Raw genomic sequence first — 12,642 nt, 5'->3', positions numbered from 1 at the left:
GCGGCCCCTGTACAACCCGGGCAGCTCTCGACCGACAGAGGTGTCCTCCGCCATGGCGCACAGCCTTCACGCTTCCTCACCCGCATCAGCGCCATTCCGCTCGAACCGGCCGGACCTTGCGACCGATGCGATCCGCACTGCGCGCGAGGACCTCGCCGCCTGTTTCCGCATGGCGGCGCGCAATGGCTTCGAAGAAGGCATCTGCAACCACTTCTCGGCTGTGGTGCCCGGCCATGACGATCTGTTCCTCGTCAATCCTTATGGCTACGCCTTTCGCGAGCTGACCGCGTCCAAGCTTCTGATCTGCGATTTCCATGGCAACGTGCTTGACGGCGAGGGCGTACCCGAGGCGACCGCGTTCTACATCCATGCCGAGATGCACAAGCGCCTGCCGCGCGCCAAGGTCGCCTTCCACACCCACATGCCCTATGCCACGGCGCTGTCGATGACCGAGGGCGATCCCTTGATCTGGGCCGGCCAGACCGCGCTGAAGTTCTATGGCCGCACTGCCGTCGACCGCGACTACAACGGCCTCGCGCTCGACAACCAGGAGGGCGCGCGCATTGCTTCGGCTGTGGGGGATGCCGACATCATCTTCATGAAGCATCACGGCGTGATGGTGCTGGCACCGACCATCGCGGAAGCCTGGGACGATCTCTATTACCTCGAGCGCGCCGCCGAGGTGCAGGTGCTGGCGATGTCAACGGGACGAAAAGTGCTGCCCGTCGATCCCGCGATCGCGGCCGAAACCTACAGGCAGATGCGTGAAGGCGATTCCGAATCCGCGCGGCTGCATCTTGCCGCGGTCCGGCGGCAGCTCGATGCCGAGGAGCCGCAGTACCGGCATTGAACAAAGTGTCATTCCGGGGCGCGCCAGTTGGCGTGAGCCCGGAATGACGTCGCGGCCTACGAGCCCTGCCGCAGCTTGGCCAGCACCTTCAGCCCGCCATAACCGTCCGCCGGCGTGATCCCCGCACGTTGCTGGAAATCCTTGATCGCCTTCATGGTGTCGTTCCCGACACGGCCGTCGGTGCCGCCGGTGTCGAAGCCGGCTTTTGTTAGACGCGTCTGCATCTCCTGCACCTCGGCCAGCGTCAGGGCGCGCTCCGAGCCGGGGAAGGGCTGGATGAAAGGCGGTGCCCCGAGGCAGCGGTCGCCGAGATGGCAGATCGCCAGCGCATAGTTCATCGACGGATTGTAGCTCTTCACCGAGTAGAAGTTCGGCCCGAGCAAGAAGGTCGGTCCGCCCGCGACCGGCGTCCACATCTGCGCGGACGCATTCGGTTGCGGGAAAGGCTGGCCGTCGGCGCGGCTGACGCCGGCCGCCTGCCATGCCGCATAGGTACGGCTGCCGCTCATAGTGCCGGCGGCGCGCACCTCATAGCCCCAATGCTCGCCGCGATACCATTTGCCGCGATTGACGAGATATTTGGCGGTCGAGCCCAGCGCGTCGTCGGGCTTTCCGAACGGCGAGACCTTGCCGTCGCCATCGTAGTCGATCCCGACATTGAGCCAGACTTCCGGCATCCATTGCGAATGCCCCATCGCGCCGGCCCAGGATCCCTGCATCTGCTCCGGCGTGCTCCAGCCCTTGTCGACGATGCGTAGCGCGTTGATCAGCTCGGTCTCCCAATAGGCCTTGCGGCGCGGCTCATTCCAGGCGAGCGCGGCAAGCGAGGGAAACACCGGCGTCATGTGGTTCTGCTGCACCAGAGGATCGCCATAGGCGGACTCGACGCCCCACAGCGCCAGCAGCGTACCGCGCTCGACCCCGAAATCGCGTTCGATACGCGCGAGCAACGCCTCGTTGTTCTTCAGGGCGATCTTGCCGTTGATGATGCGCCAGTCGGAAACGCGCCGGTTGATATATTGCCAGACCTGCTCGTGGAATTCCGGTTGACTGCGCATCTGCTTGAACACGCTCATGTCCGGCTCGACCCGCGCCATCGCGCGCTGCCAGGTCGCGGCAGAAACGCCCTTCGCCATCGCACGTGCGCGAAAGGCTTCGCGCCATTCGTCAAAACCTGGAGGTGCGGCGAGGACGCGTGTCGGAAGTGCGAGCACAGCGGCTGCACCGAGCGCGGATTGAAGCAGGGCGCGGCGCGTTGGACGAAGCGAGGAATCAGCGTGTTTCATGGGCACATTCTAGCCGGAAACATGGCTCGTGTGAGTCGGTTCCTGGAACAACAATACGCTTGATTTGTGCACGGCCACATCAGCTCCTCCTCGGAACAAACTGTCGCACTCCAGCATTCCCCCACATCACATCGGAGGAGAACAAGATGAGGAAATATCTGTTTGCCGCGGCGCTTGCCAGCGCCATCGCAGTGCCTGCGTTGGCGGACGAGGTCGGTGTTCACGTTGGCCCGGTCGGCGCGGGCGTGACGGTTGGTCAGTCCCATGAATATCGCGAGCGAGACCGCGATCGCGACCGTACCACCGTCATCAAGGAGCGTGAGCCCGCCGACCGCACCACGGTGATCAAGAAGGAAGATGAATTCGGTAACCGCGAAAAAACCGTGATTCATCACGACAACGACTGATCGAGCAGGGGCCCCGGCCGGAGCGCGGGGCCCATTTTGTTCATCGAGATTCGGGGTGGAATGAAGATACGCGCGCATGCGGAAAGCCACTTGGTCGAACTCGACGACGGATCCCAATGGCAGATATTTCCCGGCGATCTCGCGACGACGCTGAGCTGGAAGCCCGAGACGGATCTGCACCTGGAGCCGAGCGGCGAGCGGGTGAGTTCGCACGTGCTGGTGAACGGCACGGACCTCAGCCGCGTGCGGGTGATCGCGGCGGGCGAGAGCTGGCCCGACGGCGAGGTTAAGAAAGTGTTGAAGGGCGGCTAGGGCCGCCGTTGGCCAAGCACGATATCCCCGTTTTTAGGTGTGTCACTTTACGGTCGGTTCGCTTCCGTCTGCGCAGAATGCGCGCATGCGGGAGCTGTTCGACATCATCCGTGCCAACCCCTGGCCGTTCGGCGCCGGACTGTTCGTCGTGATCCTGATGATCCTTGCCGAGAACTTTGGACGCGGCATTCAGGGCGGCGGCGGTAGCGACTTCCCTGATTTCGGCAGTTGCGATGGTGGTGGGCACGGAGGCGGGGACGGCGCAGGCGGCGACTAGGTGTGTCTGCGTCGAGTGCCCGCTTAGCCCTCCTCCTTCAAATCAGCTGCAATGCCAGCTAGCCACCGCCGGATCGCAGTTTCGTCCTTGCTGTCCAAGCCTTTCGCCAGCCGCTTTTCGAGTGCGATCACACGTTCCCGGCACGCCTTCAAGAGCGTCGCGCCGCGTGAGCTCAGCGTCCATTGCTGGATGCGGCCGTGGACGGGATGCGGCGTCATCAGAATCGCGCCGTCGCGTTCGAGATTGCGGATGATGACTCCGACGGTCTGGGGCGTCAGGAAGGTGAGGCGGGCGACGTCGGCGCCTGACAGTCCCGGATAGGCATTGAGCATGGTCAGCACCGCGAATTGCGGCGATGTCACGCCGAGATCCGCAAGCGTTCGCTCCATCGTCAGGCGGACCGCGGCATGGGCCTGTCGCAGGAGATAGCCGAGATAACCTTGCTCGCCGCGCTTGCCTTCGCCGGGCGCGGGAACACGCACGGTGCCGTCGTCGGCGGCCGCCTTGCGGACGACTTTCGATCTTGTGACGGCAGCGGTCTTGCGCGACATATAAGAGCTCTTATAAGATGTAAGCCTGCGTACAATAAGACGAGGTGAGCCGCAATGTCACACGCCCGCAGTGAATACGAGGATTTCAAGAAGATCGCGCCCGATGTCTATGATCTGGTTCTGGCGCTCGGTCAGCTTGCAACCAAGGCCGGTCTCGACAAGCAGCTCATCGAACTCGTGAAGCTGCGCGCCTCGCAGATCAACGGCTGCGCCTTCTGCGTGCAGCACCACGTCCTGTTGTCGGAACGGATCGGCGTTCCCGCCGACAAGCTCCATCTGGTCGCGGTCTGGCGCGAGGCACCGGTCTTTTCCGCGCGTGAGCGCGCGGCGCTGGCCTGGGCGGAGGCATTGACGCTGCTACCTGGGGGCGTCAGCGAGGAGGTCTATTCGGAAGCGACGGGCGAGTTCTCCGAAACCGAGCTGACCTATCTGACGTCGGCAGTCGCCTCGATCAATGTCTGGAATCGGTTTGGAGCGGCCTATCGCTGGACACCGGCCAAGCGGCCGGCGGCGGCGAATGCTGCGGCATCCTGATCGCAACGCAGGGAGGACGACATGACAGCAATGAGTTTGGCCATTGCGCAGCGCCCGATGCCGTCGCGTTCGATGGCGATCGCCGCCCTGAGTGGGCTCGCCTGCGCGCTCGCGATCGGCAAGGTGCTGCCGGTGACGATGGACGCCGTCTCGGGCGCACTGGCGCCGCTCTGCGCCACGGCCGCCGAGAGCTCGCCGCTCGACAAGGTCGAGCCGATCGGCTCTTACGCACTGCCGAACGTGCCGGGCAAGCGCGTCACCATCGTGCGCGTGTTCTATGGTCCGGGCGGATTTTCGCGTCCGCATCGTCACGCGGGATCCGTCACCGCCTACATCACCAAGGGGGAGATCCGGTCCCAGCTTGGCGGCGGTCCGGTCGAGACGTTCGGTGTCGGTCAGTCCTTCTTCGAGCCGCCGGGCTCGACCCATCTGGTCTCCGCCAATGCCAGCGCCACCGAGCCGGCAGAGTTGATCGCGGTGTTCGTGGCGGATGAGGGCGCGCAGCTCACGACGCTCTTGGAGTAGCAGGTTCGCGCAATCCGCGACCGGGGTCGTGTTAGGCCGGCCGCGATCTTTTCAACCGTTTCCATGCCGGCGAGAGACCGTATTGGACGACGGGAATCGCGAGTGCGCCGATCAGCAGCCCAAGCAAGCCTGAGATGGCCGCATCGACCGACCATTCGATGATGCCGGAAAGGGGTGGAAGCGCATGTGCGGCCGCCTCCGTTGCGGCATGGACCGTGCGGCCGAGCACGGGTGGGCCGTATTTTTCGATGCCATGCAAGATGATGCCGCCGCCGACCCAGATCATGGCGGCGGTTCCGATGGTGCTCAGCACCACCAGGAAGACGGGCATACCGCGGACGAGCGCGCGTCCAAGCAAGCGGATCGTGCCGCCAATGATCGAGGCGCTGTCATAGCGCGCGAGGGCCATGCCAACATCGTCCGCCTTCACGATCAGAGCCACCACGCCGTAAACCCCGGCAGTGATAAGGATGCCAACCAGCGCCAGCACCAGTGCCTGCGTCCAGATGCTGCCCGCCGGGAGAGCCGCCAGCGTGATCGCCATGATCTCCGCCGACAGGATGAAATCGGTCTTGATGGCGCTTGCGACCTTCTCGTCCTCGACCGACCGGGCATTCAACGCAATCGGCTGGAGCTGAGCCTCGTGGTGGTGCGCATGATGCGGCATCACAGCTTCGAGCACCTTCTCGGCACCCTCGTAGCAGAGAAAGGCTCCGCCCAGCATGAGCAGCGGCGTGACCGCGGCGGGAAGGAAATATCCGAGCAGCAGGGCAACGGGGAGCAGGATCAGCAATTTATTGCGGAGCGATCCCACCGCAATCTTGCCGACGATCGGCAGCTCGCGATTCGAGGCAAAGCCGATGACGTAATTCGGCGTGACGGCGGCATCGTCGATGACCACGCCGGCCGCCTTTGTGCCTGCCTTGGCGGCCTGGCTCGCCACGTCGTCGAGCGAGGCTGCCGCCACCTTTGCAATTGCCGCGATATCGTCGAGAAGACCGATCAGTCCAACACTCATCAACCCCTATCCTTCGTTCGAGCTGGCGATGGGCGCGACGACATGCCGTCGCGCCGCCCGGCATTGGAACGAGCAAGCCGTCAATTGTCCTCGCCGCTCGATCACTCGCGCAGATCCGGCTTGAGAACGTCTTCCGGCAGCGCGTGTGCCACGGGCTGCGCCGTGACAGCGATCTCCGGGCCGATCTCGCGTCCGCGGGCGCGGATCAGGCGTTCATAGGCGGAGACCAGGGTGACGTAGGGGCTGACCCAGATCCAGCCGTCGCGTGTGAATACTTGCACGTCGAAATGCAGGTGCATCGATGTTCCGGCGGGATGGTCGAGATAGTTCGAGATCACGCCGATCTTCTCGCCTTCGGTGACGAAGCGGCCATTGACCATGCCGTCGGCGTTCAGCGCCCGCGGGTTCATATGCATGTAGCGGAAGCGGATGTGCTCGGTGCGGCTGTTGACTTGAAGCGTTGCGGCCTGGTCCTTGGCTCCGCGGATCACGATGGCGTCACGCACGGCGACGACGCCGCGCTGCTTGGGGTCGCAGGGCTCGCGGCCTTCACCGGACGAGGGGCAGTCGGCGGCGCGGATGTCCTCGCCCTGATGTCCGTAGCCTCCGCCACATTGCCACACCTCGAAACTGCGCGACTCGCAGAAATTGTCGCGCCAGGGATAGGCGGTCGGACCTTCGCTCTTGTCGCGCTTGCCGTAGGACTGCGAGCGCACGAAGGCCGGGGCCTTTTCGAGGGGGAAACGGATCTGGGCATAGGCCATCACGTCGGGATGACCGCCCTGCTTGCGGTAGCCGGTGTTCGGGATGATGTCGCCGCTCGGCCGGTAACTGAAATCAGCCGAGCGTGCGATAGGACGATCGAGGACGTTGGAGGCAATGTCGGTCAATGGCCGCATGCGCTGGCCGCCGGCGACACGCAGGGCCTTCAGGAAACGCTCGGCGACGGGATAGGCTTCCCTGCAGGCGAGCCGCCGCGGCTTGGCGACGCTGTCGAGGCATTGGATCGACACGACATAAGCGGCGCCGAAACGGGTGAAAGCGTAACGTACATAGCCCTCCCGGATGAATCTGCGGAGGTCCGGATAGGTCGTCGCGAGCGGCTTGACTGGCTCGCCCTTGCCCGCCGAGGGATCGGCGATGTCGTAGACCAGCGCCGAGCCTGTGATCTGCACTTCGACCGGCCTTGTGAACACCCGGCTCGGCATGCCGTCACCGGCGCCGGGCTCGAACGAGAAGGTCGCGCTGTAGCCGGCGGGACCGGCATCGAACATATCGACCGGATTGAAGTCCGCCTGGTAGCGCGACAGCGCGAGCGACGCCGACGCGCCGCTGCGCTGCGCCTCGATGTACGCGGCGGCATCGAACGGCAGCAGCACGGGCACGGGACTGCGGGTGATGCCGGTGAAGAATCGCGAGGAGACCGCGTTCAGCTGCACCAGCGCGGGCATGGCGCGCGGATCGTAGCGCGGCACCGAACGGCGAGGTGCGAAGATGAAATCGTCCGCGACCCGCGGGCGGCTGTTGATCTCAATGCGGAACTGGTCCAGCGCTGCGCGCCAATCGACGCGCAGGGCCGTGAGTGAGGGGCTGCGGAATTCATCCGCAGCGAGCGGAGCGGCATTGAGGAGCGAAAGCGACGCCAGAAGCAGCGAGACGAAGCGGAAACCCTTCCCAACCACTGTCTCGCCCCCCGGCGGCACCTGTTCCGATTGCCCCGCTCTCTGCTAGTCCTTGGCGCGCTCGGAGTAGGAACCGTCTTCGGTCATCACCACGATGCGGGTGCCGACCGCGATATGCGGGGGCACGGTGGTGCGCACGCCGTTGGAGAGCACCGCTGGCTTGTAGGAGGAGGATGCGGTCTGGCCCTTCGTGACCGGCTCGGTCTCGACCACTTCCAGCGTCACGCGCTGCGGCAGCGCGATCGACACCGGGTTGGTGCCGTGCAGGGACAGCTTGACCGTCATGCTCTCCTGAAGATACGACGCTGCGTCGCCGACGACGTCCTTCGAAACCTGGACTTGGTCGTAGGTCTCCGGGTTCATGAAGTGGTACCCGTCGCCATCTTCATACAGGAAAGTGTAGTTGCGCTCTTCGATCGTGGCCTTTTCAACCTGGTCGGTGGTCTTGTAGCGCTCGGAGATCTTTACCCCGTCCGAGATTCGGCGCATCTCGATCTGGCTGACCGGGGTGCCCTTGCCGGGATGGATGTTCTCGGCGCTCACGACGACGTAAAGCTTGCCGTCTTGCTCGATCACGTTGCCCTTGCGAATAGAACTGGCGATGACTCTCAAAGCTATATTTCCTGCTTGCTTGGCCCGGCTTGGGCCAGGACGTGGTCAAATTGATGGGGGAGTTGGGGCCTCAAATCGGACCTCGGCGCCCGTTTCGGGCCGCAACATACTGATTTTGCCGTTGGATGCCAGCCTTTTGCTGGGGGCGGGGGCGGCCGGCTGATGATTGGGGACAAGCCGATCTCGCCGTTCTGGTCGCCCGGGCGGCACCTCGACCGTCGGCCGTTCCTCCAGGCCAGGGGGGCCATTACCGGGGCTCTACGGGGCTTTTTCGCCGAGCAGGGCTTCGTCGAGGTCGAAACCTCCGTCCTCCAGGTTTCCCCGGGCAATGAGACCCATTTGCACGCCCCCAAGACCGAGATCATGCGGCCGGACGGCAGCCGAGCCAGCCGTTACTTACGGACCTCGCCGGAATTCTCCTGCAAGAAGCTGCTGGCGGCGGGCGAGACGCGGATTTTCGAGCTGGCCCGGGTGTTCCGGGACCGTGAGCGCGGCGACCTTCATCTGCCCGAATTCACCATGCTGGAATGGTATCGGGCCGGCGTGCCCTATGACGCCATCATGGCCGATTGCGTTGTCGTGATCGCCCGTGCGGCGCAGGCGACTGGCATCGAGACCTTCTCCTTCCGCGGCCGGACCGCCGATCCCTTCGCAGAACCCGAGCTCCTGACCGTCGCGGGCGCCTTCGAGCGGTTCGCCGGGATCGATCTTCTGTCGACAATCTCGGGCAACGAGGGTAACCGTGCCGCGCTTGCCGAGGCGGCGGCCAGCAAGATCCGTGTGGCCGAGGACGACACCTGGTCGGACATCTTCAGCAAGGTTCTGGTCGAGCACGTCGAGCCGCATCTGGGGCAGGGACGTTTGACCATTTTGTTCGAATACCCATCTCCTGAGGCGGCGCTGGCACGGGTGAAGGCTGACGATCCCAGGGTTGCCGAGCGTTTCGAGGTCTATGCGTGCGGCGTCGAGCTCGCCAACGGCTTCGGGGAACTGACCGATGCCGAGGAGCAGCGCAAGCGCTTCACGGAATCGATGACGGAGAAGCAGCGCCGCTACGGCGAAGCCTATCCGCTCGACGAGGACTTTCTGGCCGCGGTTGCCGCAATGCCGGAGGCGAGCGGCGTTGCACTCGGCCTCGACCGGCTGGTGATGCTGGCGAGCGGCGCATCGCGAATTGATCAGGTGGTGTGGACGCCGCCCGCAAACGAAGCATCAAGTGACAGATGACGAAGACGAACCTTGCACGCACGCTGCGCGAACCGGCCGAGCTCGTGGCCGAAGGTCTGGCTCCCGCAGCAGCGCTCCCCGCGCTCGAACGTGTTGCCTCGCGCTATGCGGTGGCCATCACGCCGGCGCTGGTGGAGCTGATCGATACGTCCGACCCGGACGATCCGATCGCGCGGCAATTCGTTCCGAGTGCAACCGAGTTGGAGATGCAGCCGGGTGAGAATGTCGATCCCATCGGCGATCATCCGCATTCGCCGGTTCCCGGGATCGTGCACCGCTATCCCGATCGCGTCCTGTTCAAGCTTGTTCACGTCTGTGCGGTCTATTGCCGCTTCTGCTTCCGCCGCGAGATGGTGGGGCCCGGCAAGGACAACGCGCTGTCGGATAGCGCCTATCGCGCGGCGATCGACTACATCCGTTCGCATCGCGAAATCTGGGAGGTGATCCTGACCGGCGGCGATCCGCTGATGCTGTCGCCGCGACGGATGAGCGAGATCATGACCGATCTGGCGGCAATCGATCACGTCAAGATCATCCGCCTTCACACCCGCGTGCCCGTGGCCGATCCCGCGCGCATCAGCGACGAGATGGCTGCGGCGCTCAAGGTCGAGGGGGCGACCACTTGGGTGGCGGTGCATGCCAACCATGCCCGCGAGTTGACAGGGCCGGCGCGCGATGCCTGCGCGCGGCTCGTCGATTCCGGAATACCGCTGGTGAGTCAGTCCGTGCTTTTGCGCGGGGTCAATGACACTATCGCCGCTCTGTCGGACTTGATGCGAGCTTTCGTCGAATGCCGCATCAAGCCGTACTACCTGCATCACGGCGATCTGGCGCCGGGCACTGCGCATCTGCGGACGACGCTGGCGGAGGGGCAGGACCTGATGCGGCAGTTGCGCGGGCGGGTGTCAGGACTGTGTCAGCCGGACTATGTCATCGACATTCCCGGCGGCGCCGGCAAGTCGCCGGCGGGGCCGAGCTACGTCCTTGCGCCGCAAAATACCGCATCCGATTCGGGTGATGCCGGAGCCGAAACGCGCTATCGTATCGTGGACTATTGCGGTGACGTTCATCTCTATCCGCCCGAGACCTGAGCGGTCGTGATGGAGAGGCCGGCTCGAGGAATGGAGGGAGAGACATGAAGAAGTTCATGGCGGCAGTATCGCTCGTGGTCTTGCTCGGAGGCGCGGCGGTTGCGCAGACCGGCAGCCCCAAGGGATCGGGTTCAGGCGGCGCGACCTCCGGATCGCTGCCGCAGGCTCCGGTCGGGCATCGCCAGGTGCGCGCCGCCGACCTGCCCAGCGAGAAGAACCTGAGCGACCCGAACGATCCCCTGAGCAAGGAAAATCAGGCGCTCGACAAAAAGATCAAGAGCATTTGCCGCGGTTGCTAGCCGCCGCAGCAGCGGGCAGGGTGCGACAGCCTCACCCCGCCCGCAATCGTTCGGTCAGGCGGAGCGCTCGTGCCGTCCTGCGCGCTTGGAGTTGCGCCGGATCTCGACCGCGTCAGCGAGCTGCTTGAGCACGGTTGCCGTTGTCGGCCAGTCGATGCATCCGTCCGTGATGCTCTGGCCGTAGACGAGCGGCTTGCCGGGCACCACGTCCTGGCGGCCGGCGACGAGATTGCTCTCGATCATCAGGCCCATGATGCGGTTTTCGCCCCCGGAGATCTGACCGGCGATGTTGGCCATCACCAGCAGCTGGTTCTCCGGCTTCTTGCTCGAATTGGCGTGGCTCGCATCCACCATCACCAGCGGCGCGACGCCGGATTTTGCCAGCTCGTTGCAGGCCGCTGCAACGCTTGCCGCATCGTAATTCGGCTTGCTGCCGCCACGCAGGATGATGTGGCAATCCTCGTTGCCTGCGGTCGATGCGATCGCGGAGCGGCCGAGCTTTGTAACGGCCATGAAATGATGCGGATGCGCGGCTGATTTCACGGCATCAGCCGCGATACGAACATTGCCATCGGTGCCGTTCTTGAAACCGACCGGACACGACAGCCCGGAAGCCAGCTCGCGGTGGATCTGACTCTCGGTCGTGCGCGCGCCGATCGCGGCCCAGGACACGAGGTCGGCGATGTATTGCGGCGTCGTCATGTCGAGGAATTCCGTGCCGGCGGGCAGGCCGAGGTTGTTCACCGCCGACAGCACGTTGCGCGCCAGCCGCAGACCCTTGTTGATGTCGAAGCTGCCGTCGAGATTGGGATCGTTGATCAGGCCCTTCCAGCCGACCGTGGTGCGCGGCTTCTCGAAATAGACCCGCATCACGATCTCGAGCTGGTCGGCGAGGTCCTCGCGCAAGCTTGCGAGGCGCTCGGCATATTCGAGCGCGGCCTTGGGGTCATGCACCGAGCACGGGCCGACGACGACCAGAAGGCGGTCGTCCTGGCCGGTGAGGATGGCATGGACGGCGTTGCGTGCGGCCATCACCACACGGGTAGCGGTGAGCGTGCGCGGGATCTCCCGCATCACCTCTTCCGGGGTGCTCAGTTCTTTCAGTTCACGGATGCGAAGATCGTCGGTCGTGCTCAGCACGGCGGGCTCCTGTCATTTTGAGAACCTGCCGGCCAATAAAAAAGCCGCCAGGTCTGGCGGCTTGTTCGGACGTTTGCTGCAATGTTTCAGATTGAGCGCGATCCTCCTGCCGCCAGCGAGCTGTCGTAGCTAAAGTTCCAAAAATAGCTGGTGGCGACGGTGATCATGGCAAGCCATATAGCGCGCGATCGGCGGATTGTCACCCCCCAATCGGCGCGGTCGGCGACGAAGCGCCTCAGGTGTTGCTGTTGCGCGCCGCCAACGCCATTCCGATCAGGCTGGCGCCGCCGAACAGCAGGTTGATACCGACGAGAACGCCGATGGCCCATTCTGCCGAGCTCGGCAGCCCCGTGATCACCATGAACGAGATCGCGATGTCGACGAGGCCCGAGATCAGCAGCCACGACCAGCGGCTGCTGAGCTCGCGGCGGTGCTCCAGCGCGTACATGATGGTGGCGACGCCCTCGGCGAGGAAGTAGGCGCCGAGCACGATGGTCAGCGTCAGCACGGCCTGCACCGGCCGGGCCAACAGCAGCAAGCCGGCGAGCACGGCGAGCGCAGCCGAGATCAGCGACCACCAGAAGCCGGGCGTACTGCGTGCCCAATAGGTGGCGATCAGCCCACCGACGCCGCTGATCAGGAACATCCAGCCGAGGAAGATCGCGATCGCAAGGCTCGCGAGCGGCGGCAGGATCAGCGCCGCGATGCCGAGAACGGCGAGCAGGATGCCCTCGAACAGGAAGGCCTTCCAATGCGCCTTGACCGTTCGGCTCATGACGGATTGCAGGCGTGAAAGATCCTCGGGCGATGTCATCGGCAGGCTCCAGATGG

Annotated in this window: 16 protein-coding genes; 9 read left to right on the top strand and 7 right to left on the bottom strand. The window is 64.5% G+C overall.

Going from position 1 to position 12,642, the window contains the following annotated elements; genetic code table 11:
- Positions 1 to 52 precede the first annotated feature (52 nt).
- Positions 53 to 850, top strand: coding sequence for an aldolase (locus IVB28_RS16520; protein WP_247527539.1), 798 nt, complete (start codon positions 53 to 55; stop codon positions 848 to 850).
- Positions 851 to 906: 56 nt separating this feature from the next.
- Here IVB28_RS16520 and IVB28_RS16515 read toward each other — a convergent pair whose 3' ends face one another.
- Positions 907 to 2,136, bottom strand: a complete 1,230-nt coding sequence (locus tag IVB28_RS16515; protein WP_247527538.1) for a lytic murein transglycosylase — start codon at positions 2,134 to 2,136, stop codon at positions 907 to 909.
- A gap of 146 nt (positions 2,137 to 2,282) precedes the next feature.
- Here IVB28_RS16515 and IVB28_RS16510 point away from each other — a divergent pair, with 146 nt between their 5' ends.
- The 3 genes from IVB28_RS16510 to IVB28_RS16500 all read left to right on the top strand — a co-directional run bounded on the left by IVB28_RS16510 (position 2,283) and on the right by IVB28_RS16500 (position 3,132).
- Positions 2,283 to 2,543 (top strand): hypothetical protein, encoded by a 261-nt coding sequence (locus tag IVB28_RS16510; RefSeq protein WP_247527537.1) that lies wholly within the window; start codon positions 2,283 to 2,285, stop codon positions 2,541 to 2,543.
- A 60-nt stretch (positions 2,544 to 2,603) separates the two neighbouring features.
- A complete protein-coding gene (locus IVB28_RS16505) occupies positions 2,604 to 2,855 on the top strand; it encodes a hypothetical protein (RefSeq protein WP_346730746.1) in 252 nt (83 codons plus the stop codon).
- Between the two features lie 85 nt (positions 2,856 to 2,940).
- Positions 2,941 to 3,132, top strand: coding sequence for a hypothetical protein (locus IVB28_RS16500; RefSeq protein ID WP_247527534.1), 192 nt, complete (start codon positions 2,941 to 2,943; stop codon positions 3,130 to 3,132).
- Between the two features lie 23 nt (positions 3,133 to 3,155).
- Here IVB28_RS16500 and IVB28_RS16495 read toward each other — a convergent pair whose 3' ends face one another.
- Entirely contained in the window at positions 3,156 to 3,683 is a 528-nt protein-coding gene (locus IVB28_RS16495; protein WP_247527533.1) for a MarR family transcriptional regulator, read from the bottom strand.
- A 54-nt stretch (positions 3,684 to 3,737) separates the two neighbouring features.
- On the opposite strand from IVB28_RS16495, the gene IVB28_RS16490 reads away from it, so the two are divergent.
- Both IVB28_RS16490 and IVB28_RS16485 read left to right on the top strand, forming a co-directional pair.
- Positions 3,738 to 4,217 carry a carboxymuconolactone decarboxylase family protein gene (locus tag IVB28_RS16490; RefSeq protein ID WP_247527532.1) on the top strand — a complete coding sequence of 160 codons (480 nt, stop codon included), beginning with the start codon at positions 3,738 to 3,740 and terminating at the stop codon, positions 4,215 to 4,217.
- 21 nt (positions 4,218 to 4,238) lie between these two features.
- Positions 4,239 to 4,742, top strand: a complete 504-nt coding sequence (locus tag IVB28_RS16485; protein ID WP_247527531.1) for a cupin domain-containing protein — start codon at positions 4,239 to 4,241, stop codon at positions 4,740 to 4,742.
- A 31-nt stretch (positions 4,743 to 4,773) separates the two neighbouring features.
- On the opposite strand, the gene IVB28_RS16480 is transcribed toward IVB28_RS16485, so the two are convergent.
- The 3 genes from IVB28_RS16480 to efp form a co-directional block, all read right to left on the bottom strand.
- A complete protein-coding gene (locus IVB28_RS16480) occupies positions 4,774 to 5,760 on the bottom strand; it encodes a DUF808 domain-containing protein (protein ID WP_247527530.1) in 987 nt (328 codons plus the stop codon).
- Between the two features lie 101 nt (positions 5,761 to 5,861).
- Positions 5,862 to 7,463: a M23 family peptidase gene (locus IVB28_RS16475; RefSeq protein ID WP_247527529.1), complete on the bottom strand. Its 1,602-nt coding sequence runs from the start codon at positions 7,461 to 7,463 to the stop codon at positions 5,862 to 5,864.
- A gap of 24 nt (positions 7,464 to 7,487) precedes the next feature.
- Positions 7,488 to 8,054 (bottom strand): elongation factor P, encoded by a 567-nt coding sequence (gene efp, locus IVB28_RS16470; protein WP_211375016.1) that lies wholly within the window; start codon positions 8,052 to 8,054, stop codon positions 7,488 to 7,490.
- 162 nt (positions 8,055 to 8,216) lie between these two features.
- On the opposite strand from efp, the gene epmA reads away from it, so the two are divergent.
- The 3 genes from epmA to IVB28_RS16455 are packed head-to-tail and all read left to right on the top strand — an operon-like array spanning position 8,217 to position 10,671.
- On the top strand, positions 8,217 to 9,281 hold the full coding sequence (gene epmA, locus IVB28_RS16465) for an EF-P lysine aminoacylase EpmA (protein ID WP_247527528.1): 1,065 nt from the start codon (positions 8,217 to 8,219) through the stop codon (positions 9,279 to 9,281).
- Positions 9,278 to 10,372 (top strand): lysine-2,3-aminomutase-like protein, encoded by a 1,095-nt coding sequence (locus IVB28_RS16460; protein ID WP_247527527.1) that lies wholly within the window; start codon positions 9,278 to 9,280, stop codon positions 10,370 to 10,372. Before epmA ends, IVB28_RS16460 begins: the two co-directional genes overlap by 4 nt.
- A 44-nt stretch (positions 10,373 to 10,416) precedes the next feature.
- Positions 10,417 to 10,671, top strand: a complete 255-nt coding sequence (locus IVB28_RS16455) for a hypothetical protein (RefSeq protein ID WP_247527526.1) — start codon at positions 10,417 to 10,419, stop codon at positions 10,669 to 10,671.
- Positions 10,672 to 10,725: 54 nt separating this feature from the next.
- Here IVB28_RS16455 and IVB28_RS16450 read toward each other — a convergent pair whose 3' ends face one another.
- Positions 10,726 to 11,811: a 3-deoxy-7-phosphoheptulonate synthase gene (locus IVB28_RS16450; protein WP_346730737.1), complete on the bottom strand. Its 1,086-nt coding sequence runs from the start codon at positions 11,809 to 11,811 to the stop codon at positions 10,726 to 10,728.
- 235 nt (positions 11,812 to 12,046) lie between these two features.
- Positions 12,047 to 12,625, bottom strand: coding sequence for an HdeD family acid-resistance protein (locus tag IVB28_RS16445; protein ID WP_247527525.1), 579 nt, complete (start codon positions 12,623 to 12,625; stop codon positions 12,047 to 12,049).
- Positions 12,626 to 12,642 lie beyond the last annotated feature (17 nt).

The organism is Bradyrhizobium sp. 199 (assembly GCF_023073355.1).
In the GTDB taxonomy this organism is placed as follows: Bacteria; Pseudomonadota; Alphaproteobacteria; order Rhizobiales; family Xanthobacteraceae; genus Bradyrhizobium.
The sequence above is the reverse complement of the archived record's forward strand: the minus strand, read 5'-3'. Positions and strand labels throughout refer to the sequence as shown.

What these genes read in the sequence shown, in the direction of transcription:
- IVB28_RS16520 (WP_247527539.1), top strand. Translation starts at nt 53, where the DNA reads ATGGCGCACAGCCTTCACGCTTCCTCACCCGCATCAGCGCCATTCCGC.
- IVB28_RS16515 (WP_247527538.1), bottom strand. Translation starts at nt 2,136, where the DNA reads ATGAAACACGCTGATTCCTCGCTTCGTCCAACGCGCCGCGCCCTGCTT.
- IVB28_RS16510 (WP_247527537.1), top strand. Translation starts at nt 2,283, where the DNA reads ATGAGGAAATATCTGTTTGCCGCGGCGCTTGCCAGCGCCATCGCAGTG.
- IVB28_RS16505 (WP_346730746.1), top strand. Translation starts at nt 2,604, where the DNA reads ATGAAGATACGCGCGCATGCGGAAAGCCACTTGGTCGAACTCGACGAC.
- IVB28_RS16500 (WP_247527534.1), top strand. Translation starts at nt 2,941, where the DNA reads ATGCGGGAGCTGTTCGACATCATCCGTGCCAACCCCTGGCCGTTCGGC.
- IVB28_RS16495 (WP_247527533.1), bottom strand. Translation starts at nt 3,683, where the DNA reads ATGTCGCGCAAGACCGCTGCCGTCACAAGATCGAAAGTCGTCCGCAAG.
- IVB28_RS16490 (WP_247527532.1), top strand. Translation starts at nt 3,738, where the DNA reads ATGTCACACGCCCGCAGTGAATACGAGGATTTCAAGAAGATCGCGCCC.
- IVB28_RS16485 (WP_247527531.1), top strand. Translation starts at nt 4,239, where the DNA reads ATGACAGCAATGAGTTTGGCCATTGCGCAGCGCCCGATGCCGTCGCGT.
- IVB28_RS16480 (WP_247527530.1), bottom strand. Translation starts at nt 5,760, where the DNA reads ATGAGTGTTGGACTGATCGGTCTTCTCGACGATATCGCGGCAATTGCA.
- epmA (WP_247527528.1), top strand. Translation starts at nt 8,217, where the DNA reads ATGATTGGGGACAAGCCGATCTCGCCGTTCTGGTCGCCCGGGCGGCAC.
- IVB28_RS16460 (WP_247527527.1), top strand. Translation starts at nt 9,278, where the DNA reads ATGACGAAGACGAACCTTGCACGCACGCTGCGCGAACCGGCCGAGCTC.
- IVB28_RS16455 (WP_247527526.1), top strand. Translation starts at nt 10,417, where the DNA reads ATGAAGAAGTTCATGGCGGCAGTATCGCTCGTGGTCTTGCTCGGAGGC.
- IVB28_RS16445 (WP_247527525.1), bottom strand. Translation starts at nt 12,625, where the DNA reads ATGACATCGCCCGAGGATCTTTCACGCCTGCAATCCGTCATGAGCCGA.